This is a genomic window from Shewanella sp. 553 (genome assembly GCF_059338375.1).
In genome coordinates this window covers 1,702,849-1,727,677 of the sequence record NZ_CM181701.1, presented here as the reverse complement: position 1 = coordinate 1,727,677, position 24,829 = coordinate 1,702,849, and the positions used below count along the sequence as shown (strand labels likewise).

Below are 24,829 nucleotides of genomic sequence, written 5' to 3'. Positions count from 1 at the left end.
TTTTAACTTATAACGGGTCATGGGTTTACCTTGTGCCTAAGTCATACTAAGTCAATTAACTTGAAGCAGTTAATTGACTTGGCATTATACCGACATATGAGCGTTAATCGGCAGCTGACGAATGCGTTTGCCTGTAGCAGCAAAAATGGCATTGACGACACTTGGCGCCACAGGCGGTACGCCTGGCTCACCCACCCCTGCAGGCACCGCATCCGAGGCGATTATTATCGTCTCGATTTCTGGGCACTGTGACATACGTAACAATGGGTAATCATGAAAATTCGACTGCTGCACCCGCCCCGCTTTAAAGCTGATTTGCCCCATTAAGGCGAGGCTCAAACCAAACATCACCGCACCTTCAAGCTGAGAGCGAACACGATCAGGGTTAACCAGCGTACCGGCATCGATAGCGATAATCGACTTCAGCACCTTAAGTTTATTATCCGTCACCTCAACCAAGGTGGCGGTGGCGACAAACGCGGTAAAACTGCGGTGCACGGCAAACCCCCACCCTTGACCCGACGTGGGTTTAGGCTGACGAGCCATGGCCTGCTCTACCGCATCAATCACCCCTTTAAAGCGGGCCGTGTCCACAGGATGACGACTCAAAGAGTCACCATAGTTACCATAGGTGAACCCTTGGTTTTCAAAGGTTTCGTGCCTATCGCTGCCAAGCAGCTCGCGCCACAGTTGTACTGTGGGTAAGCCGCGTTTATGTGCCAATTCATCGACAAATGAGCCAATGCCAAAACCATGCTGAATATTACACACTGAGCGCAGCCACCCGATTCGTGTATGTGCCTGTGCTTTTACCGACTCGCAGCGTAAGCTGTTGATACTCAGCGGTACATCAACAAAGCCCATGTCCAATTCTGAGGCGCTAGGCTCATCAACACTGGCGTTAAAGGTAGAACTGATGCTTGGGAAACCACTGCGTTGTAGTATGGCTTCGACGCCATCGGCCCCCACTTTGCCTTTAAAATACTGGGCGCTAATGGCATGCAGATAACCGTTTTGCAGCTCATCTTCGCGGCTCCAACTGACCTTCACCGGCTTACCCGTTTGTTTGGCTAATAAGGCGGCCTCGACACAAAAATCGGGTTTCGACTTACGGCCAAATCCCCCACCGAGCAAGGTCACATGAATGATCACCTGATCAACCTTGAGCCCCAGCGCATTGGCCACGGTTTGCTGCGCACTTTGCGGGGTCTGAGTCGATGCCCACAACTCAACACCATCGGCTGTTATTCTGGCGGTAGCAGTCGGGGGCTCCATCATGGCATGAGCCAGATAAGGCACGGTATAGAGCGCACTGATGGTCTGCTCTTCTGGCCAGTCAGTATTGACAGGTCCTTGCTGGCGAACCACTTTACCGGGTTGCTTCACCCGCTCACTGAGCTCGGCTAAATACTGCTGTGAGTCATGCTCATCATTAGGCGATCCCCCCCAACTGAGACTCAGTTGTTTGCGCCCTTCGATGGCGCTCCAGCTATTGGTTGCAACAACCGCCACGCCGCCTAGGGGTTGGAAACTCGGCGCACCTTTAGGCGCTGGCAAGGTGATCACATCGACCACGCCAGCGGTGGCACGCGCCTTCGTGTCATCCAGATTATTTAGGACGCTGCCCGCCACGGGAGGGCGGGTAATGCTGGCATATAGCATCCCATCAAGCTGCACATCGTAACCAAATTCTGCTTGGCCGGTGAGAATATCCTCCATATCGACAATCCCATGGGATTTACCAATATGGGTGTACTGCTGCGCCGATTTCAGCGTTAAGCTAGCAGGATCGGGCAAAGGCAGCGCTGCGGCCGCTAAGGCGAGCTCACCAAAACTCAGGCGTCGACCAGAAGCTGAATGCACCACCTCATTGTCAATGCAGCTTAGCTCAGACGCGGGCACCTTAAGGCGCTCTGCGCCAGCTTGTTCTAGCATGGTACGAGCCATCGCGCCCATTTCACGCATCTTATCAAAACCACGGCGAATACTGCGTGAGCCATCGGTATTTTGGCTGCCGTAACGTTCATCCGCCAGCCCTTGTACCACCACCACATTATCCCATTTAGCGCCCAACTCATCGGCCAACACTTGCGGGATCCCGGTTCTGATCCCCTGGCCCATTTCTGAGCGATGACACGTTAAATACACCTGATTATCTTCACCGATAGCGATAAACAGATTAAGCCGAGACTCTGACGTGCCTTGCTGTGCAAGCGCCATCGGGCTCCAACTTACGCCACTGGCTCCTAAGGCTAATCCGCCTCCGGCAACACCAAACAGCTTTAATACGTCGCGGCGGCTAAAATTTTGTACTGCAGTGAATTGACTCATGCTTGTGCCTCCTGCTCAGACTCGCTATGGGCGTCGGCTTGGCTGACTTTTTGACCCGACGCCGTTTGAATCGCCGCCTTAATGCGCGTATAAGTGCCACAGCGACACAGGTTACCTGCCATCGCCTCATCTATTTGGCGCTCTGTCGGCTGCGCCGTCTGAGTTAACAAGGCCGCAGCCGACATCAACTGCCCAGCTTGGCAATAACCACATTGAGGCACATTATGCTCACGCCATGCCTGTTTTAACGGCTCAAACGCCAAGCCTTCAATGGTGGTGACCTGCTTACCTTGCACCTGCTTTAGGCTGGTTAAACAGGCACGTTGAGGTTGACCATCGACATGGATAGTACAGGCGCCGCATAAGCCCGCGCCGCAACCAAATTTAGTGCCGGTAAGACCAACCAGATCGCGAATGGCCCACAGCACGGGCATATTGGGGTCGGCATCCAACGTATAATCTTTGCCGTTTATCTTGAGTCCTAATGGATTCTTCGACATCTTGTATCTCCTTGATAACCCCGACAGCGACTACAGGGTGTTCGACTAGTTAAACAGGTGCTGAGCACCTATATCTTATAAAAATCATACAGTTGTTCAGGGGTATCGATATCAACTTCGGCGCGGGGTAAGCATGCGGCAATCAATTTGCCCTCTTGATAACGACGTTTAAGCAGCGCCTTGGCCCCCCTATCCCCTTTTAATTTAAGCAATTCAGTATAGTCATCACGATGAAATATCGCGGGCACCGCAGGAGCCGAGGCGTAATAGGCGCTAACACGGGAACTGGCTTGCGCGCGGGCGCCATACAGGGTTAAGTAATCAGTAACGTGTAAGGCAAGTTGATCGCCCAGGGTTATCATTAACGACTCGGCGCCCTTCGCCTGCGCATACTCAGTCGCAACGCCGATGGAGCTGGCCATCCCTTGTTGCCAGTGGGGGTTAGCCAATACCTTGGCATCGGCTGGTAAACCATCGATCACCGCCTCACGATGCCCACCGACTACCACCACTAACTGTGCGCCCACATGGCTGGCGACCTGGGATAAACGCCCATACACGACCCCAAGAAGCGTCTGTTTGTGGCCCGTTTGTGAGTCATCAATTGAGTTGTCAGCCTTAATGGGGGCGGCTAATTTGGCCCCACCAAAACGGCGGCTACCGCCTGCGGCCAGCAAGGCGATCATCTGTAATGGCGACTGAGTTGTGTGCGTCATAACATCACCTCTTGCAACGCCCTAAGTTTGGCCTGATGCAACACCCCATGGCACTCAGACAAGATGCTCAGCGCAATCGATGCGGGCAGCTCTCCCCCCAAGGCCAAGCCCGCCGGCGCCGAAAAAAACGGTTTAATCGCATCAGGGGAGAGCTCGGCTAACGCCAGCACGCGATCGCGCCTATGCCCAGGGCCAAGCAGAGCAATGTAAGCGATATTCACGCCATTGGCATGCAGCGAGGCCAAGGCCTTAGCATCGAGGGATAAATTGTGGTGCATAACAATCGCCCCATCGAGGCCGTGCCAAAATGACGCATCTAGCGCCTCGATTGGCTGCTTAAGCACGCGGGCACCGACGAAATCATGACTACGCGCATAACTGGTGCGTTCATCGACCACATCAACCCGCCAACCTAGCTCCATGGCAATACGACACACGGGCTGGGCATCCAGACCGCCGCCAAAAATGGCAATACTGTAACGACTGCGCAGCGGGATCACTAAGGTAGTCTGTTCACTCTGGTGAATGCCTGCTCGGTTAAAATCACTCAACTGTAAGCTAAGACCTTGTTTATCAACTTGTGCCTGAGTGGCCCATACCGAGGTGGTTATCGCCCCTTGCGGCGCACTCGGATCACACAGGCTGAGCTGGTAATAGCACCGCCCTCCCTGCTTTAACGCCTGACTCAGGGCGGGAAAATTAAGGTAGTGGTTCTGCCGGCACAGGGGAATAAGCATCAAGTGCACCACGCCGCCACATCCCAACTGATAACTGGCGTCAGACTCGTCACTGGCGTCGTAACAGACACTCAGTGCTTGCTGGGTTTGTAATGCTTTTTGGGCGTAACGTTTTAAGTCGGCCTCTAAACAGCCACCACTGATCACCCCAACGCTCTTGCCCAAGGAGTGGATCAACATCATGGCGCCCACTTTGCGATAGGCCGAGCCTTCAACTTGGGTGATCACAGCCAACACCCAGTCATCATCGGGCGCCGATTGCCAGCTGCTCAGGAGATCTTCAATATGATGTGACATCGCCGCATGCCTCCTGCTTGTGACGCATAAATAAAGGATAAGCCCCAACCGATCGCTTAACGCGTCGAAGACGCAATGACAGATACCGCTTGAGTCATCCGCTACCGTTACAGCAGCCATTTGACATCATGTCATCGATAGGTTTTCACTGAACATATCGACCTAGCCTAACAAAGCACAGATAAGGAAACCAATATTATTGCTTGAAAATCAAAGGAACGCCAAAGGCCATTAGTCATGCTGACGGCATAGACTAACGGCAAGGCAAAAGTGTTAGGAGAAAGCTTAGGCTAATAACTGATCGGCAACGAAAGGATTTTGCTCGCGCTCGGCGCCAAAATTAGAGATAGGTCCGTGGCCAGGAATAAAGGTCACATCACGGCCTAATGGCCATAAGTTTTGGGTTATCGACTCGACTAACTGTTGATGGTTTGACTGCGGAAAATCGGTGCGACCAATTGAGCCTTTAAACAGCACATCGCCAACCCACGCCAACTTAGCTTGCTGATGAAAAAACACAATATGCCCTGGGGTATGTCCGGGACAATGCAAGACTTGCAGTATTTGTTCGCCAACCGAGACGGTATCGCCCGCCGCAAGGTAACGGTGAGGGGCAAAAGGCTGCGCCGGTAAAAAACCAAAATGTTTGCTCTGCTCCGCTAACGAAGTCAACCAAAACTCATCATCTTTATGGGGACCAATAATATCAACGCCAGTGGCTTCACTGAGCGCTTTTGCACCGCCAACATGATCGATATGACCATGGGTTAACAAGATTTTCGCTATCGTTAAACCATGATGAGCCAATTGCTGCTCGATACGAGCGATATCGCCACCGGGATCGACAACCGCTGCTAACTTGGTTTTTTCACACCAAATAATACTGCAGTTTTGCTGAAAAGGTGTGACCGGCACAATTTGATATTTCATCTGCTACTTCCACTATTTCAATTAAGCATAGATTAGGATAACACGTCAGTTTTAACTAATATCGGTTATCAATATATTGATCTAGGATAATCTATGCCACGCTATTGTTTTTATATACAATTCTTGCGGGCTACATCCACTAAAAATCAAAAGGATACACATGAGCAATCGCCAAATCCTGTCTGGGATCCAATCCATTAAACACACCTTTATGCTGCCACTGGATCACCAACAGCCCAATGGGCCGCACATCAGTGTGTTTGCTCGCGAACTCGTCTCGCCCAGCCACAGCGATAACACGCTGCCTTACCTAGTGTTTTTTCAAGGTGGCCCAGGATTTGGCGCTGTAAGGCCTGTGGCAAACAGCGGCTGGATAAAAAGAGCCATGCAAGAATATCGGGTATTACTCCTCGACCAACGCGGTACCGGGCTGTCATCACCCGTTAACGCTGTGTCGCTGGGCCATTTAGACGCCGCCGCTCAAGCCGAGTACCTGAGCCATTTTCGCGCCGATAGTATCATTGCCGATGCAGAAGCGATACGTCAGCAGCTTTGTCCGGGCAAGAAATGGAGTATTCTAGGGCAAAGTTTTGGCGGCTTTTGTGTCCTAAAATACCTTAACGATGCCCCACATGGCCTCGAAGAAGCCTACATCACTGGCGGTATTCCCTCGCTCACTCGCCGCTGTGATGAGGTCTATCAAGCCACCTATCAAAGAGTACAGCGCAAAAATAACGACTTTTTCACGCGCTTTCCCGACGCGCAGCCATTAGTGCAAAACCTCGCACAATATATCAGCACCCATGAGGTGCGTATCGCCACTGGCGAGCGACTTACGGTAGAAATGTTGCAACTGTTGGGGATCAATATTGGCATGGAGCAAGGCCCCGAAGCGGTATATTACCTGTTAGAGCAAGCCTTGATGGAGACCGACCAAGGCCTGCAGATGAATCCGCTATTTTTAGCGCATTTTTGCCAGTTACTCGATTTTAATACCAACCCGATTTTTGCCTTGCTGCACGAGAGTATTTACTGCCAGCAGCACGCATCAAACTGGGCGGCGCAGCGCGTACGAGGCCAATTTGAACAGTTTAACTACCGTGCCGATAGTCCATTTTTATTTACTGGTGAAATGGTATACCCTTGGTTTTTTGAGCAATTTACTAACCTTAAACCACTCAAACATGCTGCGCACCTGCTAGCCGAAAAAGCCGATTGGCCCATGCTGTACGATGTTAATATTTTGGCAAACAATCAGGTGCCGGTCGCGGCAGCCATTTATAGCGAAGATATGTTTGTCGAGATGACCTACAGTTTAGAAACCGCAGCCCAAGTGGGTAACCTAACCTATTGGCTCACCTCAGAATATGAACACAATGGTATTCGTATGGATGGTGAGCGCATCCTAGATAAACTTATTGCCCTTAATCGGCGTCAGCAGTTGCGTTAACGCGCATCACGGCCAGTGACATCCGTTTACTGGCCGTCCTTGAGCGCTATATTTAAGCTTCGTTAATCCGATTAATAATCCGCTTCTCTGAGATGGGATAGGCAGTGCCCAACACCTGAGCAAAACAGGACACTCGGTACTCTTCTATCATCCAGCGGGCATCTTGCAGCGCCTGAGGAATAGCCGCAGTTCGCGGTACCTTAGCCAGTTGTTGCTCGAGTAATTGCTGCACATTATTAATGCTTTGCAGGTGCAAGCGATCGCGATTGGGATCGACCGGTAACTTGTCGAGACGAGTATCTATCGCTTTGATATAACGAACTAAATCGGTTAATCGTTGCCAGCCACATTGCTCAACAAACCCTTTGTAAACCAACTTGTCGAGCTGCGCTTGAATATCACTCATGGCAAAGGCGATATCGAAGCTAATTTTACCCTTAAGGCGTTTTTTTACCTTTTGATACAAGGTTAAAATCTCTTCCACCTGCAAGGCTATCTTGGCCGCTGTGGGGTTAAGCTCTTGGCGTACCCACTCTTTTGCCTGTTCAAATTGCGCGGCGCTACGAATATCCAGCCCTTTTTCGTCCAGTAACTGCTGCACTGCCGCCGATAAAATATCATCGATCAGCTCATTAACCTGACCAAAGGGATTAAAATACATCGCCAACTTGGCTTTATTGGGCAAGGTTTGTTGCAGATGCTTCACAGGCGACGGCATGTTAAGCAGCAACAAGCGCTGCAGGCCACTGCGATGGGCGCGCTGGGCCTCATTTTCATCATCAAATAAGGCAATAGAGACACTGGTTTTATCATCCACCAGCGCTGGAAACGCCTTGACTTCAAAATTTCCTTTGCGTTGCTGATACTGCTTGGGCAGGTCGCCAAAGCTCCACTCGGTCAACGCTTGCTGCTCAATACCTGTGTCGGCCACATTGCGAATCGCCTGACTGACTTGGCCTTGCAGCTGGGTCTTGAGCTCCTCTAGGTTGCGGCCTTGGGCGATGAGCTTACCGCGGTCATCTTCGACCTTAAAATTAATCAACAAATGCGCAGGTAACTGCGACAGATCAAAATCATCGATTGAGACCCGCACCCCGCTCATGCGCAGTAACTGTTTGCACATGGCCTCGAGCAGGCTCACCTCGGTCGATGTCATCGCCTGTAAGCAGGCTCTGGCATAATCGGGAGCGGGCACAAAGTTACGCCTTAAGGTTTTAGGCAAAGACTTTATCAGCGCGATGCACTTCTCTTCTCGTAAGCCCGGCACCAGCCAGTCAAAACCGTTACTGTCTATTTGATTTAATAACGCCACCGGAATGTGCACCGAGACACCATCATCAACATCGGCAGGTTCAAAGTGGTAACTTAGGCAGAGTGTTAAATTGCCTTGATGCCAATGATCGGGAAAATCCAGCGCCGAGATATGGTCATCACTGCGTTTCATCAGCTGTGAGCGTTCAAAGTCTAAGAGATCGGGATTGACCTTTTTCTCCTGCTTCCACCAACTGAGTAATTTGGGCGCGTTATAAATATCAGCGGGAATGCGGCTCTGGTAAAAATCCACCAGTGCCTGTTCATCGACCAAAATATCGCGCCGACGCGACTTGTGCTCTAACGACTCAATGTCTTCCAGCAGCTGACGATTTTTGACGAAAAACGCTTCATTAGTACGCAGTTCTCCGTCAGCTAAGGCGCTGCGAATAAAAATTTCACGCGCCTCAACGGGATCTATCGGCCCATATTGCACCCGGCGACGATTGACTATGGTCAGGCCATATAGCTGCTGATTTTCCAAGGCCACGACACTGCCCTGCTTGGCCTCAAAATGGGGCTCAACATAGCTTTTCTTAATTAAATGGCCAGCTAAGGGTTCAATCCATTCAGGCTCAATTTTGGCGCAGCAGCGAGCAAAGAGGCGCGAGGTTTCGGTCATCTCGGCGGCCATAATCCACTTAGGGCCTTTCTTGGCTAAAGGAGAGCCTGGAAACACAAAAAACTTACGGTTACGGGCGCCGACATATTCGTTGTCTTTATCTTTAAAGCCGATATGGCTCAGTAAACCGGTTAACAGTGCTTGATGCAGGGGTTGATACTCGGCCGGCTCGCTGTTGAGTTTCCATTTAAGATCATGCACCGCTTGACGCAGCTGAACATACAAGTCTTGCCACTCTCGTACTCGCAGATAAGCTAAAAACTCCTGCTTACACAGTTTACGGAACTGGCTGGCTGATAAGGTTTTTTGCTCGGTTTTGACATGGTTCCACAAGTTAACCCAGCCGACAAAATCAGAATGTTTGTCATTAAAGCGACGATGGGCTTCGTCCGCCGCCTGCTTTTTGTCCATCGGGCGCTCACGGGGATCTTGTATCGACAAGCCTGCGGCGATGACCAGCACCTCATGCAAACAGCCATACTCGTTGGCTTGCACTACCATGCGCGCTAAACGGGGATCCACCGGAATCGATGCCAATTGGCGCCCAAGTGGCGTCAGTTGCAGCTGACCTTGGTGTTTTTTAACCGACTGCAGTTCTTCGAGCAGCAAGAAACCATCGCGGATATAACGGGGATCAGGCGGCTGAATAAATGGAAAACCTTCGATATCCCCAAGGCCAATGGCCAACATCTGCAGAATAACCGACGCCAAGTTGGTGCGTAAAATTTCCGGATCGGTAAATTCGGGCCGATTAATAAAATCGGTTTCATCATATAAACGGATACAGATACCAGGCGCCACACGACCACAGCGGCCAAGACGTTGGTTGGCGCTGGCCTGCGAGATGGGCTCAATGGGCAGGCGCTGCACCTTAGTGCGGTAACTGTAGCGACTGATTCTGGCGGTGCCGGGATCGATCACGTATTTAATGCCGGGCACGGTTAACGACGTTTCGGCCACGTTGGTTGCTAATACGATACGCCGGCCAACGTGACTCTTAAACACCTTAGACTGCTCGCCATAAGAGAGACGTGCGTATAAGGGCAAGATCTCAGTATCGCGATACTGGCGTTTATTGAGCTGATCGGCCACATCACGAATTTCACGCTCGCCGTTCATAAATATCAAAATATCACCGGGGCCTTCGGCCATCAGCTCTTCTGCTGCGGCAAATATCCCCTCGGTTAAATCTAAGTCTTCGTCTTGATCGCGCACTAAAGGACGATAACGCGTCTCAACCGGATAGGTTCGCCCAGAGACTTCAATCACAGGCGCATTATCAAAATGCTGGGAAAAACGCTCTACATCTATGGTGGCTGAGGTGATGATCACTTTGAGATCGGGGCGCTTTTTCAGCACATTTTTTAAATAACCTAAAATGAAATCAATATTCAGGCTGCGCTCGTGCGCCTCATCGATAATGATGGTGTCGTATTGGTCGAGCCATTTATCGGACGTCAGCTCTGCTAATAAAATACCATCGGTCATCAATTTAATGTACGAGCTGGGTTTTATCGCATCGGCAAAGCGCACCTTAAAGCCCACCACTTCACCTAATGGACTGTTGAGCTCTTCAGCGACTCGGCTTGCCACACTGCGCGCTGCCAGACGACGCGGCTGCGTATGGCCGATAAGTCCACGACAACCCAGACCCAGTTCTAAACAGATTTTAGGCAGTTGCGTCGTTTTACCTGAGCCAGTTTCACCGGCGACAATCACCACCTGATGACCCGCGATTGCCCGCGCTATTTCGTCACGTTTTTGCGAAATTGGCAGCGCCTCGGGATAGTCTATTTGCGGGCGACCGCTGCGACGTAGCTCAACCTTGTCCCAAGCGGCAACTGCCAGCGCTTCAAGTTTGACCAATTCATCCCGCTTCTTATCGGAATCGGCTTGCTTATTTAAGCGAAAGAGACGACGCCTAATTTTAGAGGCATCCGCTTGATAACATTGCTTTAAGAAGGCATTAGACAGGGGGTGAAGTGGCGAATTCAAATGCAAAACCCATAAAAGAAAAACACAAGGCTGCGATCCTACCAATTAACGCACGCTATTGGTATGGCAAATGGTGCATTTCTGCAGGAGATAAGGCTCACCCTCGCGTCACTTTAATTCACGCACCTTTAAAGTAACGCGACGGTGAGAGTAGGCAGACAGTCTAGTTCAATAGCCCCTAAGCGGGCTTGAGGTAGCAGGCTTGCATCGACAGGTTTATCGCTTTGAGCACCGCATTACGATCGACAATGCCGACCACCTTGCCCTGCTCTACCACTGGGTAGATTTTGGGTTTAGCCTGTAACATCTGTTCCGCGAGGGTGATGATTGGCGTGTCTTGGGTGACACTTAATACGTCACTGCGCATGCAATCGCTAACATTAGCCGTTAAATCACAGTGATACGAGCTTTTTAACATTACCGCCAAACAATCTTGTTGCGACAGAAACCCCACTAAATTGCCCCCATGATCGACTACAGCTGCCCCGAATTTTTTTTGTGTCAGCAGCTTTTCTACCGCCGCGGCCAGTGTCATATCCGGATGTAATAACACGGGTTGACGGTCCATATAATCAACGACTTTCATCGATTCCATAGTCTAACTCCTATGATAATGTGCACTTAAAACCCACTCTATTCATTATCAGGTGGATATTGATAGCTAACTAAGCACTAGTCAATTTAACCCATTACTCATTGTCTTAACTTGAGCCTTGTCTTATCGACTTATCCTAGTAAGCCTAGTTAATGCGTCAATAAACAGACCGCTGATCGCTGTAATTGCTCATAGTAAGTGTATATAAGCTTAGCAATATCAACCGACATTTTGCGTAACTTTTTTATTTAATAGTGGCTTACTTTCTGCATTTTTTAGGAAAACGCTTCTCTGGAACACCGTCTGTGTGCACAGCTTCAAGCCATCATGGCATACGACCAACGACTGACTTTTCGGCCTAGCAAGGTGATTTATTATTCTGCGTCAGCTCACACAAGCATTAAAAATTGGGACAATTTGACCCAATTAATAAATTAAACATGATCTGCCTCATACGAATTAACGGAAAAACATCGACTCGATCACGATTCCTCAAAAGCTTGATACATATCAACAAATATCCCTAAATTGCGGCCTAAACTTAGTTGTCGAATCGATACATCACATTTCAGCATCAGAATGACAACAAAGGGTCAACCATGGACACACATGCCGCCTTATACCAACAGGGTCAAGCGCGTCTCGATATGTTGCGCAGCTTATCACCCCGTCATGCCCATTCTTTGCAAAGCAAAATGGAAGAGCATGGCATTTCACGCCGAGATTTCATGAAGTGGAGCGCTGCAGTAACTGCAATGCTGGCTTTACCACTTCCATTTAGCACCTTAGTGGCCGAAGCCGCCGAACTGGCCGATAGAGTGCCACTGATTTGGTTGCATATGGCCGAGTGTACTGGCTGCTCCGAATCACTGGTACGCGCCGATACCCCTAATCTTGATTCACTCATCTTTGACCATGTGTCATTGGAATACCACGAAACCTTAATGGCCGCAGCAGGCTGGCAAGCCGAAGAGAACCTCGAGCATGCCCTAGAAGCTTATAAAGGCAACTACCTGCTGGCGGTTGAGGGGGCGATTCCCACGGCCAATAATGGCGCCTACCTCACCGTAGGCTGTAAAGGCCATACTGGGCTTCAAATAGTTAAACATGCCGCCGAAGGCGCCGCTGCCATTATTTCGGTCGGCACCTGTGCAGCCTTTGGTGGCGTCCAGGCCGCAGCGCCTAACCCAACGGGCGCTAAAGGGGTTGACCAAGTGGTCAATAAGACGGTGGTTAACTTAGGTGGTTGCCCACCCAGTGAGAAAAACATTGTCGGAACGCTGATGTATTTCATCATGTTTGGCCAATTACCCGCCTTAGACATGTTTAACCGACCTAAGTGGGCTTATGGTGCTCGGGTCCACGATAACTGTGAACGTCGTGGTCGTTTCGATGCTGGTGAATTTGTCGAAGAGTTTGGTGACAGCGGGGCCAAAGAAGGTTTCTGTTTATACAAGGTGGGATGTAAAGGTCCCTACACCTACAACAACTGCCCTACCGAGCGATTTAATCATCACACCAGTTGGCCAGTGTTGGCCGGCCATGGCTGTATGGGCTGCTCTGAGCCCAACTTCTGGGATGATATGGCTGATTTTGAGAAGCCTCTAGGCAGACAGTTACTTCACGGACTCGATGCCACCGCCGACACTGTCGGAGCCGTTATTTTAGGGGCGACAGCCATTGGTATCGGCGCCCATGCAGTTGCCAGCGTATTTGCCAATTCGAAAGAGGACTAGTTAAATGAGCAAACGTGTAGTTATCGACCCCATCACTCGCATCGAAGGCCATTTACGCGTCGAAGTTGAAGTTGATGAAAATAATGTTGTTCAAAAGGCCTGGTCCTCATCCACCTTGTGGCGCGGTATTGAGGTGATCCTCAAGGGACGTACCCCCATGGATGTCGGCCTCATCGTACAGCGCATCTGTGGTGTGTGTACCTATTCCCATTACCGCTGCGGCACAGAAGCGGTTGAAAATGCGCTTGGATTAACCATTCCACTGAATGCCAAATACCTGCGTTCTTTAATGCTGACATCCCTGTATATGCATGATCATATTGTCCATTTCTATCACTTACATGGGCTAGACTGGGTCGATGTGGTCTCGGCATTAAGCGCCGATCCTGCCGCGGCTGCCCAAGTAGCTCTCAAATATACCGATAAACCAATTGCGGCCGGTGAAGGTGAACTTAGGGCAGTACAAGAACGGGTTAAAGGCTTTGTCGAAACCGGTAAGCTTGGCCCCTTTGCCAATGCTTATTGGGGCAATCGCACCTATAAGTTTACCCCAGAGCAAAACCTGATCGCCCTATCGCACTACCTTAAGGCACTTGAAGTGCAGCGGGTTGCGGCAGAGATGATGGCGATTTTCGGTGGTAAGCAGCCCCATCCACAATCCTTAGTGGTCGGCGGCGTGACGTCGGTACGTGATATGTTAAGCCCTGCTCGCCTGCAAGAGTGGAAGCAAAAACATGCTACGGTGACGGACTTTATTCGCCGAGCCTATCAAGCCGATATCGTGATGGCAGCCGAAGCCTTTGGTAACGAGCCAAGCGTATTAGGTGGCGTCAATGTGAAAAACTTCATGGCGACCAATGACTTTATCTTGGCCAATGGCGAATACCTGTTTGACCAAGGGGTGATCATGAATGGCGATTTAGCCAATGTCAGCGACCTCAACCCCGACTTGATTAAAGAAGATGTCAGCCATGCATGGTATGACGCTGATGGCCCACAGCACCCCTATGATGGCACCACCATCCCTAACTACACCGGCTTTGTTGAACGCGACACGGTATACGGCAAACTGCCCACCCTCGACGGTGACGGTAAATACTCTTGGGTCAAATCACCACGTTATCAAGGTGAACCCGTTGAAGTTGGCCCATTAGCTTGTCTATTAGTCAGTTACGCACGTGGTAACGAAGTGGTCGTCAAAGCGGTCAATGGGTTACTCGAAGCAACCGGCCTGCCCGTGGAAGCCTTGTTTACCACCCTTGGTCGCACCGCGGCGCGCATGTTGCAAACCTTGATTGTGGCCGAAGAGGGCTTAAAAACCTTTGATGCGCTGATCCAAAATATTCAAGTGGATGAAAGCACCTATGTGAAGCCCGAAATGGACCCTGACCGTGAATATGTCGGTCACGCCATGATCGAGGCCCCGCGGGGGGCTCTCAGCCACTGGATCCGCATTAAAAATGGCTTAGTGGAAAATTACCAAGCCGTAGTGCCCACTACGTGGAATGCCGGCCCTGTCGATAATGAAGGCAAGGTGGGCCCCTATGAGGCGGCGCTCATCGGATTGCAACTGGAAGATCCCACTAAGCCGCTGGAAGTGATCCGTATTATTCACTCGTTTGACCCTTGTATGGCGTGTTCTGTCCATGTAATGGATTACAAAGGCCAAGATTTGGGTGAATTCCGACTCGATGCCAACGGTAACACCTAAGGAGCAACTCATGGATACACCTACTGTACCCTATGAGAGAGCCTTTATATTTAGCGCCGCGATCAGAATTTTTCACTGGTTGCGAGCGCTAGCCATACTGGTTCTTGTCATTACGGGGTTCTACATCGCCTGGCCATTCTTGGTTGCGCCTAGCAACTCAGATGTACTAGTGCAAGGCTGGATACGTTTTGCTCACATCGTGTTTGGCTTTGTACTGTGTGCCATCACTGTGGTGCGAGCTTATCTGTTCTTCTTTGCTAAGAGTGATATCGAGCGGCGCTCCTTTAAAGATGTCACCAGTATCAAGAGTTGGATTGTACAGCTCAAATCCTATCTGTGGATGGGACATCTTGATAAAAAAGGCGTTTATGGCCCATTGCAATTTGTGACCTACTTAGTGATTTCACTCATTGCGGCGTTAATCTGCATCACAGGACTGGTCCTCTATGCTAATGTCTATCATCTGGGGCTCGGTGGCCTCATGTGGGAGCCTGCCGCATGGATAACCGCGCAGATGGGTGGCTTAGCACAAGTGCGTATTTGGCATCACTACTTTACGTGGGTGTTTGTCATCTTTGTGGTGATCCACGTCTATATGGCGGTGTGGACCGGTATTCGATTTAAACATAACTCGGTTGACTCTATCGTGTCTGGATACGATTATCACCCAAAAAAGCATTAACAAGGATGTCATGAAAATACTGCTACTTGGTATTGGTAATGTGTTGTACGCCGATGAAGGTATCGGCGTACACTTCGTTAATTACCTACAAGAAAACTATCAATTTACCCATCCAACCCATCAACTCGATATCATGGATGGGGGAACCTTGGCTCAAGGCCTTATCCCCATTATCTGCCAATATGATTATCTGATTGTCGTCGACACAGTCAATGCTAATGGCGTCGGTCCTGGCGAAGTTTACTTTTTCGATTTTGACAAAGCCCCAAGTGAAATAGACTGGCAAGGCAGTGCCCACGAAGTGGAGATGCTGCAAACCTTGACCATGATGGAGATGGTTGGCGATCGTCCAAAAACCTTTGTGCTCGGTTGCACCCCTACCCTTATCGAGCCGATGACCCTCGGCCTTACCGCTAGCGTCGCCGCCGCGGTGCCTTTAATGGAAGCGACCACGCTGAACCATTTACGCTCACTGGGGTTTAGCGTGACTCGTATCAACAACATTGCTATCGATAAGCTCATTCCCGACTCTTACAAGCGCGGTGTCATCATAAATGAAAATAATCAGATTTGAATTTACCTGCTCACGTCCGGTGCCGCTGTACGCGCACTTATGTAACCAATACCTAAATTACGCTGAGCTCACAATCAGCGTAGGTTACCAAAAAGGCTGTTACTTTATCGAAGCCGAAGGTGAGCAACCGCAACTGGAAACGTTAGCCGATGCCATCGCACACGACTTTTTAATCTCGGTATGGCTGACCGATTCACGCATCGCCTTAATCGATTGTCCAAGCGGCAGAACCAGTCCACTGCAAGGTGGGGCCATTACCCAGGAGTTTTGCCAGCAATGTGCACCGCTATTTGGCGATAATCAATCCCCCCAATTTGGCGATTTGGGCTTGGTGTGCGAGTGTTGCCACGGCGAGCGAAGCATTAACCCCAATTACCAAGGACTCACCGGCGCCGATATTGCGGCGCTGAGCACAGAGCTACTCACCCATGGCACGCTGACCTTAACTGGCGATCTCCCCGTCACCTTGAGCCTCAAGCCACTGAGTCCAACGGGTCGTCCCACATTATTGGTGTGCAACCCCAATACCCTTAATGCCCAGTTCCACTTAACCGATCGCCAAGTGCTTGCCCTGTCAAGCATCGAAAAGCCGCTGATCACGACCAGAGCCATAGATAGCCACCCAAAACTCGACGCCCCGCTGTATGACCTCTGCTTTGCCTATAACCGCTTATTGGTAATTTTAACTGAGCATCTGCGCCGGCAAGGCATTGACTGGCTCTATATTGACGATCCTCGCCACAGTGAGCCACTGGCCTTTATCGACGGTGCCTGGGTCGAAATTGATCACTGCGCACAATCGCCTGTCAAACTTAGGCGCACCACGCCAGCACTGCATGATGATGTGTTACTGCACAACGGCGAGCAGACTTACTATGCCTGCCATGATAAACAGCAATATCGGGTCGAGCGCGTGACTGGCGAACCGACGCCACGACAGCAAGCGGCTTTACTCAGCTTAACGCCCCAAGAGTATGGGCTATCGGCCTTACACAGCGTAAATCTAGAGCATGGCGTGGATAAACACAGCGCCATCATCTATTTTAGCCAGCAGCACGGCGGCCAAATTCAAACACTCGACGCTAAACACCAGAGTGAACTGTTTTTCGCCTTGCCCAGCCTGCCAGACAGTGGCTATGAAATCTATCATCAGTTAGAACAGAGTCCGCAGCGCAAGGTGCTGGAGAAATTTAAACAGCAATACCCAGATGATTATCTCAGGTTGCTCGATCTTAAACTGCCCGCACCACATAATAACCTCACGACCTTGTGGGCCATTGGTGCGATTTTATTGGGTCTACCAAGTCGCTCGATGCAGGTCAATGACCTCAGTGATGCGCTGACGGCCGCGGCTCAAGCCCACCGCGGCGCTAACTCACCACGTATCGACTACCCGCTTACACGTGGAGAAGCACACCGCAGCTTAAACTGGTGCAAGACACTAGGCACCCTAATGAGTTTTCGCCTCGCCGATGACAGAGACAACCGCAAGCTGGCCTTTGGCATGCACGACTCGTTAGCCGATTACCTCGCCAACTGGATAGAGCATTTAGACCAAAATATTGGCGTCCGCTCAGTGGCATTGGCGGGAAGCGAATGGGGAAATCCCCTATTGTGCCAACGTGTGGTGCTGCGCGTCGGTAAAAACTTTCCGATAAAATGCAATCAGCAATTGGCTATCGACGGTAATAATCATGCTATCGGTGCTTTATTGTTGAAAAAACGGCGAAAATAGCGTGACTATCACCCCATCTCAACGGCCTTCGGCTCACGTAGCGGCTGAGCCGCAAGCCGCGCCACAGGCATCACTGCATCGGGTTAAACTGCTGGTCACGGGCATTGTCCAAGGGGTGGGATTTCGCCCCTTTGTCTACCGCCTCGCCCATGAATTAGGCTTGAGCGGCTTAACCTTTAACCATAGCCTGGGCGTGACCATTGAGCTGCAAGGGGCAAGCGCGCAGCTAACGCAATTTATAGCGACATTAACTCAAACGCCGCCTCCGCTCGCCCGTATCGACAGAGTGACTCAAGAGACCATGGCGCCACTCTCTAATAGTCAAAGTTTTGAGATCATTCAGAGTCAAGCTAGCGAGGGGGCGCAGGTCGCGGTATCAGCCGACAAAAGCTGCTGTGAAGATTGCCTCAATGAGATAAAAGATCCTCATAATCGTCACTTTCGCTACCCCTTTACCAATTGCACCAACTGCGGGCCGCGTTACACCTTAATCAATGCTTTACCTTATGATCGCCCCAATACTTCGATGGCGAAATTTAGCCTGTGTGAGCAATGCGCCGAGGCTTATGGCGATCCGCTAAACCGACGTTACCACGCTCAGCCTGTCAGTTGCCCTAACTGCGGGCCGCAGCTGACATTAACCACACCCAATGGCCAAGCGATAGCCCACAGTGATGCCGCGCTAGATCGCTGCGTTGCCTTGTTGCAACAAGGAGATATTGTCGCGATCAAAGGCTTGGGCGGGTTTCATCTAGTATGCGATGCCAGCAATCATCAGGCCGTGATGCGCCTGCGCGACCGTAAACAGCGTCCAGCCAAGCCCTTTGCCGTAATGTGCAGTGACCTTAACATGGCCAAAACCCTGGCCAAGGCAAGTGAGGCTGAGTGGCAACTGCTGTGCAGCGCCGAGCGGCCTATCACCTTACTCGAACGCATCGATAACCCCAGTTTGCTCAGCCCGGGTGTCGCTCCCGATATTGACCGGTTAGGGCTGTTTTTACCCTACACCCCCTTACATCACCTGTTATTGGCGCAGTTGCAACGGCCCCTAGTGGCCACCAGCGCCAACCGCAGCGGTGAGCCTATCATTACCCAAAGCGTTGGTATTCAAAACCAACTGGCTGGCGTGGTCGATGCGATATTGGATCATGATCGCGCTATTTTAAATGGCTGTGATGACAGCGTAGTGCAGATGATAGATGACGAGCTGCAAGTGATCCGCCTAGCACGGGGCTACGCGCCATTGACCCTCCACTGGCAGCACAGCGTTAAAGACCATACCTTAGCCGTCGGCGCGCAGCAAAAAAATAGCCTCGCCTTCGGTTTTGGCCATAATCTGGTGTTAAGCCCACATATCGGCGATCTCTTTAGCCTAGAGGCTGAACACTATTTTACCGATACCTTAGCCACGTTTAGCCGCCTATATCAGTTTACGCCCCGCTATGTGGTGAGCGACCGCCACCCTGACTACGCGCCGACACGCTGGGCACGTGACTATGCAGCAGAGCAAGCTTGTCACCATAGCCAAGTGCAGCACCATTACGCCCATATACTCAGCGTCATGGCGGCGCAGCAATACACAGGTAAGGTGCTGGGTTTTAGCTTTGATGGCACAGCCTTGGGGATGATAAGCAGTTATGGGGTGGCGAAGTGATGCTGGCCGACGTGAAGGGTTATCGGCGCATCGTGCACCTACAGCCCATGGCGTTAATTGGTCATGAGCAAGCGATTACCGATCCGCGGCGGGTCATGCTCGCCCTGCTGTTTAAGCAGCATTCGCCCGAGGCGATCGCCGCGCTCAATTTGCCCGTAATACAAGGGATGTCACCACTGCTGATACAAAACTTATATCAGTTATGGCGCAAGGACATCGCCATCCATCAGACCAGCTCGATTGGTCGGCTATTCGATGCCCTCGCCTGTTTACTGGGCTTAATGACCCGCACCCAATTTGAGGGGCAAGCGGGCATGTTACTGGAGGGGGCAGCCAATCGCGTTGCCAATGAGCCAGCATCGCTGCGCTTTACCTTACCCTTGGTGGATGGTGTGTGGCAAACCGATAACCTATGGCAACAGATCCTCGATGCCATGTCACTGCGCGATAATTCCCCCCAGTGGCAAGGACTGATTGCCCGCGCTTTTATGGATTGTCTAGCAGACGCCATCGACAGCTTGACCAGTGAACACGCCCACTTACCTGTGGTACTCACAGGCGGCGTATTTCAAAACCGTTACTTACTCAAACACACTCGGCGGCGGATCAAACAACGTAACCAGCAAGTGCTCAGCCCCAAGCAGGTGCCCGTCAACGATGGTGGCATCGCAATGGGCCAACTCTGGTATGAGATCCACCGCCAAAAATAGGCTGCAAGCTGTGCAGCAAGATTGATAAAAATACTGACATTTTGTTAATAAAGTGACCCGTATCAATGAAGTTAATGCTGTCACCATGCAAAATGTTTATTAGCATTAGATTAAATGGAGTTCATCATGTGTAAAGATTGCGGCTGCTCTATCACTCGACACGAACCGACCCTGGACAGTGGCGCAGAACATGCGGACCACCACGGTCATCACCACGCGCATGAGCATCATCACGGCCACAGCCATGACCATCAAGAGTTGCACAGTAACCCGCAACTCAATGACAGCAAAACCCTCTCCGTCATTCACAAAATTCTCGATAAGAACGATCATGAAGCGGTCCACAATCGGCAACATTTTGAGGCCCATCAAATAACCGCATTCAATTTGATGAGCAGCCCAGGTAGTGGCAAAACCACCTTGCTGGAACACTTAAAAGAGTATACCTCGCTCAACTATGGCGTGATTGAAGGTGATTTAGAAACCTCGCGCGATGCTGACCGCTTAATTGCCAAAGGGATCCCCGCTTACCAAATTCAAACCGGCTCAGCCTGCCACCTTGATGCCTTTATGGTGCACGGTGCCTTGCATCATGTGGATCTTAATCCGCTGGATATATGCTTTGTCGAAAACGTCGGTAACTTAGTCTGTCCCGCCTCTTATGATGTGGGCACCCACTTCAATATCGTGTTGGTATCGGTACCGGAAGGCGATGATAAAGTAGAAAAATATCCGGTGATGTTCCGTAAGGCCGATCTGGTTTTAATCACTAAAGCGGATCTGCTGCCCCATTTTGATTTTGATGTTGAGGAAGCCAAGGCCCAAGTGAAAAAACTCAATCCAAAGGCTGAGGTGCTCATCACCTCTGTTAAAGACAGTGACAGCATGTTTGCCTTTGCACAATGGCTCAATGACCATAGGAGAGCCTAAACATGTGCTTATCAATCCCCTCAAAAGTGGTTGCGATTCACCCAGATGAGCAAGCGGTAACGGTTGAAACCATGGGGGTTAAACGCAAAGTATCTAGCCACTTAATGAGTGAGCCGTTAGCCATGGATGATTATGTGCTGATCCATATCGGTTTTGTCATGAATAAAATCGATAAGGTTGATGCCGAGCAGAGCTTGGCACTCTATCGAGAGATAGTCGACAAGATGGAGCAGGAGCACTGAGCATGATTGACCTAAGTCAGCTTTACCAAGGATTTAGAGATCCCACCACCATACATAATTTGGCCCAAGAGATCCAAACCTTAGCGAGCCAATATCCGGGTAAAATCAATATTATGGAGGTATGCGGTGGCCATACCCATACCATAATGAAATACGGCCTCAATCAACTATTGCCCGCCAATATTGAATTTGTCCATGGGCCCGGATGCCCTGTGTGCATTATGCCTAAAGAGCGTATCGACCACGCCGCCATTTTAGCCTCCCAGCCCGAGGTAATTTTAGTGACGCTAGGCGACATGATTCGGGTACCTGGTTCTAAAGGTAGCTTGGCGCAATTTAGGGCTCAAGGCTGTGATATCCGCCCGATTTATGATCCTCTCGATACCCTCACCATCGCCAAAGATAACCCTGAAAAAACAGTGATTTTTTTTGCTATCGGCTTTGAAACATCCACTCCGATGACCGCGGTGCTGATAGAACAAGCTGAGCAGCAAGGGGTTAATAACCTACTATTTCATATCAATCATGTATTAGTGCCACCCGCCATCGATGCCGTAATGGCCGATCCCAAAGCCACAGTGAACGCTTTTATTGGCCCATCCCATGTGAGCGTAATAAGTGGCGCTAAATTGTATCGCCCTGCGGTTGAGCGCTACCACACCCCAGTGGTGGTCGCTGGCTTTGAACCTGTGGATGTCATGGAGTCGATTTTACGTATCGTCAAACAAAAAGTGGCCGGTACAGCCGAGTTGGATGTGCAATACAGCCGCGCGGTCAGCGAGGATGGCAACTTGCATGCCCAGCAAAAGGTCAATCAATACCTCATGATACGCCCCCAATTTCGTTGGCGTGGTCTTGGGCCTGTGGCCAACTCGGCATTGATGCTACGACCCGAATACGCCCACCGCGACGCCGAACGTATTTTTAGTGACAGGCTTAACGTCGCCGATATTGACGATCATAAAGCGTGTCAATGTGGTGATATTTTACGGGGGATCGCCAAACCCAAAGATTGCAAGGTGTTTGGCCGTGGCTGTACGCCCGAGTCCCCTTTAGGCAGTTGCATGGTGAGCTCCGAGGGGGCTTGCAACGCGTATTATCGCTATAACGGAGTCTAACCCATGTCTGTAGAGATTAAGCTGCCCACCGAAAAAGCCGTTCAACTTAGCCATGGTGGTGGCGGCAAAGAGATGAATAACCTCATTAAGTCTATCTTCTTTAAGGCCTTTGCTAACCCAATTTTGGCCAGTGAAGAAGACGCTGCCCTGCTCAATTTAGACGGGCCTACCGCCTTTACGACCGACTCTTTTACCGTGAGCCCGCTGTTTTTTGCTGGCGGCGATATTGGCAAATTGGCCGTGGCGGGCACGGTCAACGATCTGGCGATGATGGGCGCAGAGCCACAATATCTCAGTTGTAGCTTTATTATTGAAGAGGGATTTGCCATCGCCTCGCTCAAACAGATTGTTGCGAGTATGGCAAGTGAGCTGCATAAAAGCGGCACTCGCGTTGTGTGCGGCGACACTAAAGTGGTGCCCAAAGGCTGCGCCGATGGTTTATTTATTAACACCTCTGGGGTTGGGCGGATCCTCAAACCCCATATTTCGGTCAATAATTTGCAGCCAGGGGATGCCATCATTGTCTCTGGTGACATTGGCCGGCACGGCGCCGCCATATTGATGGCCCGCGAAGGGCTTAACCTAGAGTCAGATTTACGCAGTGATTGCGCTAACTTATGGCCTGTAGTTGAACAACTGATCGCCGCAAATATTACCATCCATGCCATGCGCGACGCCACCCGTGGCGGCCTGGCAGCCGTGCTCAATGAATGGGCGCAGGCATCAGAGGTAGGCATTAGTGTGGCCGAGTCACAGATCCCCGTCAGTGATGAGGTTAAAGGTCTGTGTGAACTCTATGGCTTTGAACCCCATGATTTAGCCAACGAAGGCACCTTTATTTTGGCCGTGCCACAAGCCATCGCATCTGGGGTGGTTGAAATTATCAATCGCTATGGTGATAGCCAAACCGCTGCCATTATTGGTCAAGTGGAGGATAATCATCATGGTAAGGTGATCTTAACCACGCCGTGGGGCAGTAGTCGTTATCTCGACCTCCCCCAAGGCGAATTATTACCTAGGATCTGCTAATGCACGAGTATTCCATCGTCGGCGCTCTGCTGGAGCAATGCGAGCAATATGCCAGTGACAATAACGCCACGAGGATAACCGAAGTGGTGATAAAAATTGGTGTGCTAAGTGGCGTTGAACCCGCCTTATTAGCCACCGCATTTGATACCTTTAAACTAGAAGGACGCGCCAAAGAGGCCGTACTCACCATAGAGCATCAAGCCATCGTACTCAGTTGCCAGCAATGTAACACCACTGTCGAAGTGGCCGAGCGCACTGTCATTTGCCCCAAATGCCACAGTTTTGACACGCGCATCGTTGCCGGTGAAGAGATGCTGCTGATGCAGTTAGCGCTAGAAACCAATTAATCATTATACCTAAAATGGAGCATCACCATGAACAGAGCATTATTACTACTTGTTAGTTTATTACCTGCAGCGGCGTGGGCACACGGAGGACACAGTGGTATTGGCTTATTCCACCATCTATACGATATATTACCGCTTGTGGCATTAGTGATTATTGTCGCGGGGATCATGATGTGGAAAAAACACCATTAAGGTAAACCGCTGACTTCAAGAGTCACACCACAGCAACAGAGTGAATCTTGTGTAGTTCGTGCCACGCAATATGCCAGTAATTGGCACGAATTGCACTAAGTTGACGACTCGCTTATAAATCAAGCGAGTTGTTTCTTTGTCTTGTCTACCATCGAGCCACGATAAACCTCAACTATGCATTGTGCCCTACGTATTCAAACTTTGACGCTATAACGAAAATCTGACACTGATTTTTTATTTGGCGCCTTAAACTTTCCAGCGCCTTCTTCGGGTAAAAGCCCAATAAAAACAGTATCTAATAAAAAGTGAATGATGACTATTTCGCGGCAAAACATTGACAGTTTATTTGTACAAAATTAGCGCGTATAGTGCATCTCTAATTTAGCAACCACCAAGGTACTTTCATGTTCCGCTTAACCATTTACTCCATCGTAGGCTATGCCTTTTGGCTGACCGTTGTCGACGTTTCCACCTATGTTAACCACAGTTCTGACGGCGGTTGGTTAAGTGGTGTGACTCAAGTCTTGTTTGACGATAACCAGCCAAGCACTGACACAGCAGAGCCTTTATTAACTCGCTCGGCCAAGCCTGACAATTGCCAGGCAGACCAAGGCTGTTACTCATTCGCGATAACGGCGGCAAAGTAAACTCGCAGGGGCTAAGCTGCCAGTCAGAACGTCAAGAT

Annotated in this window: 22 protein-coding genes; 15 read left to right on the top strand and 7 right to left on the bottom strand. The window is 50.4% G+C overall.

Annotated elements, in window-relative coordinates:
* Nucleotides 1-84: 84 nt before the first annotated feature.
* The 5 genes from AC5YBZ_RS07850 to AC5YBZ_RS07830 form a co-directional block, all read right to left on the bottom strand.
* Nucleotides 85-2,331: a xanthine dehydrogenase family protein molybdopterin-binding subunit gene (locus AC5YBZ_RS07850; protein WP_494543656.1), complete on the bottom strand. Its 2,247-nt coding sequence runs from the start codon at nucleotides 2,329-2,331 to the stop codon at nucleotides 85-87.
* Nucleotides 2,328-2,831 carry a (2Fe-2S)-binding protein gene (locus tag AC5YBZ_RS07845; protein ID WP_494519294.1) on the bottom strand — a complete coding sequence of 168 codons (504 nt, stop codon included), beginning with the start codon at nucleotides 2,829-2,831 and terminating at the stop codon, nucleotides 2,328-2,330. The genes AC5YBZ_RS07850 and AC5YBZ_RS07845 overlap by 4 nt, the downstream gene beginning before the upstream one ends.
* Nucleotides 2,832-2,899: 68 nt before the next feature.
* On the bottom strand, nucleotides 2,900-3,547 hold the full coding sequence (locus AC5YBZ_RS07840) for a nucleotidyltransferase family protein (RefSeq protein ID WP_494543655.1): 648 nt from the start codon (nucleotides 3,545-3,547) through the stop codon (nucleotides 2,900-2,902).
* Nucleotides 3,544-4,581, bottom strand: coding sequence for an XdhC family protein (locus AC5YBZ_RS07835; RefSeq protein ID WP_494543654.1), 1,038 nt, complete (start codon nucleotides 4,579-4,581; stop codon nucleotides 3,544-3,546). Before AC5YBZ_RS07835 ends, AC5YBZ_RS07840 begins: the two co-directional genes overlap by 4 nt.
* 285 nt (nucleotides 4,582-4,866) lie before the next feature.
* Nucleotides 4,867-5,511 carry an MBL fold metallo-hydrolase gene (locus AC5YBZ_RS07830; RefSeq protein WP_494519297.1) on the bottom strand — a complete coding sequence of 215 codons (645 nt, stop codon included), beginning with the start codon at nucleotides 5,509-5,511 and terminating at the stop codon, nucleotides 4,867-4,869.
* A gap of 160 nt (nucleotides 5,512-5,671) precedes the next feature.
* On the opposite strand from AC5YBZ_RS07830, the gene AC5YBZ_RS07825 reads away from it, so the two are divergent.
* Nucleotides 5,672-6,961 (top strand): alpha/beta fold hydrolase, encoded by a 1,290-nt coding sequence (locus AC5YBZ_RS07825; RefSeq protein WP_494519298.1) that lies wholly within the window; start codon nucleotides 5,672-5,674, stop codon nucleotides 6,959-6,961.
* A gap of 52 nt (nucleotides 6,962-7,013) precedes the next feature.
* Here the strand turns inward: AC5YBZ_RS07825 and hrpA are convergent, their stop codons facing one another.
* Together hrpA and AC5YBZ_RS07815 are read right to left on the bottom strand one after the other, a co-directional pair.
* Nucleotides 7,014-10,889 (bottom strand): ATP-dependent RNA helicase HrpA, encoded by a 3,876-nt coding sequence (gene hrpA / locus AC5YBZ_RS07820; RefSeq protein WP_494543653.1) that lies wholly within the window; start codon nucleotides 10,887-10,889, stop codon nucleotides 7,014-7,016.
* A 178-nt stretch (nucleotides 10,890-11,067) separates the two neighbouring features.
* Nucleotides 11,068-11,484, bottom strand: coding sequence for a CBS domain-containing protein (locus AC5YBZ_RS07815; protein ID WP_494543652.1), 417 nt, complete (start codon nucleotides 11,482-11,484; stop codon nucleotides 11,068-11,070).
* Nucleotides 11,485-12,083: 599 nt separating this feature from the next.
* Here AC5YBZ_RS07815 and hyaA point away from each other — a divergent pair.
* The 14 genes from hyaA to AC5YBZ_RS07745 all read left to right on the top strand — a co-directional run bounded on the left by hyaA (nucleotide 12,084) and on the right by AC5YBZ_RS07745 (nucleotide 24,791).
* Nucleotides 12,084-13,220 (top strand): nickel-dependent hydrogenase small subunit, encoded by a 1,137-nt coding sequence (gene hyaA / locus AC5YBZ_RS07810; RefSeq protein ID WP_494519300.1) that lies wholly within the window; start codon nucleotides 12,084-12,086, stop codon nucleotides 13,218-13,220.
* Nucleotides 13,221-13,224: 4 nt separating this feature from the next.
* A complete protein-coding gene (hyaB, locus tag AC5YBZ_RS07805) occupies nucleotides 13,225-14,931 on the top strand; it encodes a nickel-dependent hydrogenase large subunit (RefSeq protein WP_494519301.1) in 1,707 nt (568 codons plus the stop codon).
* A 10-nt stretch (nucleotides 14,932-14,941) separates the two neighbouring features.
* On the top strand, nucleotides 14,942-15,613 hold the full coding sequence (cybH, locus tag AC5YBZ_RS07800; protein WP_494519302.1) for a Ni/Fe-hydrogenase, b-type cytochrome subunit: 672 nt from the start codon (nucleotides 14,942-14,944) through the stop codon (nucleotides 15,611-15,613).
* 10 nt (nucleotides 15,614-15,623) lie between these two features.
* A complete protein-coding gene (locus AC5YBZ_RS07795; protein WP_494519303.1) occupies nucleotides 15,624-16,187 on the top strand; it encodes a HyaD/HybD family hydrogenase maturation endopeptidase in 564 nt (187 codons plus the stop codon).
* On the top strand, nucleotides 16,168-17,922 hold the full coding sequence (locus AC5YBZ_RS07790; protein WP_494519304.1) for a NiFe hydrogenase: 1,755 nt from the start codon (nucleotides 16,168-16,170) through the stop codon (nucleotides 17,920-17,922). Before AC5YBZ_RS07795 ends, AC5YBZ_RS07790 begins: the two co-directional genes overlap by 20 nt.
* A gap of 1 nt (nucleotide 17,923) precedes the next feature.
* Nucleotides 17,924-19,576 (top strand): carbamoyltransferase HypF, encoded by a 1,653-nt coding sequence (gene hypF, locus AC5YBZ_RS07785; RefSeq protein WP_494543651.1) that lies wholly within the window; start codon nucleotides 17,924-17,926, stop codon nucleotides 19,574-19,576.
* Nucleotides 19,576-20,286 carry a Kae1-like domain-containing protein gene (locus AC5YBZ_RS07780; protein WP_494543711.1) on the top strand — a complete coding sequence of 237 codons (711 nt, stop codon included), beginning with the start codon at nucleotides 19,576-19,578 and terminating at the stop codon, nucleotides 20,284-20,286. The genes hypF and AC5YBZ_RS07780 overlap by 1 nt, the downstream gene beginning before the upstream one ends.
* A 126-nt stretch (nucleotides 20,287-20,412) precedes the next feature.
* On the top strand, nucleotides 20,413-21,216 hold the full coding sequence (gene hypB / locus AC5YBZ_RS07775) for a hydrogenase nickel incorporation protein HypB (RefSeq protein WP_494519306.1): 804 nt from the start codon (nucleotides 20,413-20,415) through the stop codon (nucleotides 21,214-21,216).
* 2 nt (nucleotides 21,217-21,218) lie between these two features.
* Nucleotides 21,219-21,458 carry a HypC/HybG/HupF family hydrogenase formation chaperone gene (locus AC5YBZ_RS07770; protein WP_110458100.1) on the top strand — a complete coding sequence of 80 codons (240 nt, stop codon included), beginning with the start codon at nucleotides 21,219-21,221 and terminating at the stop codon, nucleotides 21,456-21,458.
* A gap of 2 nt (nucleotides 21,459-21,460) precedes the next feature.
* Nucleotides 21,461-22,576, top strand: coding sequence for a hydrogenase formation protein HypD (gene hypD, locus AC5YBZ_RS07765; RefSeq protein WP_494519307.1), 1,116 nt, complete (start codon nucleotides 21,461-21,463; stop codon nucleotides 22,574-22,576).
* Between the two features lie 3 nt (nucleotides 22,577-22,579).
* On the top strand, nucleotides 22,580-23,605 hold the full coding sequence (gene hypE / locus AC5YBZ_RS07760; RefSeq protein ID WP_494519308.1) for a hydrogenase expression/formation protein HypE: 1,026 nt from the start codon (nucleotides 22,580-22,582) through the stop codon (nucleotides 23,603-23,605).
* Nucleotides 23,605-23,952, top strand: a complete 348-nt coding sequence (gene hypA / locus AC5YBZ_RS07755; protein WP_475516641.1) for a hydrogenase maturation nickel metallochaperone HypA — start codon at nucleotides 23,605-23,607, stop codon at nucleotides 23,950-23,952. Before hypE ends, hypA begins: the two co-directional genes overlap by 1 nt.
* A 27-nt stretch (nucleotides 23,953-23,979) precedes the next feature.
* Nucleotides 23,980-24,144, top strand: a complete 165-nt coding sequence (locus AC5YBZ_RS07750; RefSeq protein WP_475516640.1) for a hypothetical protein — start codon at nucleotides 23,980-23,982, stop codon at nucleotides 24,142-24,144.
* A 404-nt stretch (nucleotides 24,145-24,548) separates the two neighbouring features.
* Nucleotides 24,549-24,791 carry a hypothetical protein gene (locus AC5YBZ_RS07745; RefSeq protein ID WP_494519309.1) on the top strand — a complete coding sequence of 81 codons (243 nt, stop codon included), beginning with the start codon at nucleotides 24,549-24,551 and terminating at the stop codon, nucleotides 24,789-24,791.
* Nucleotides 24,792-24,829 lie beyond the last annotated feature (38 nt).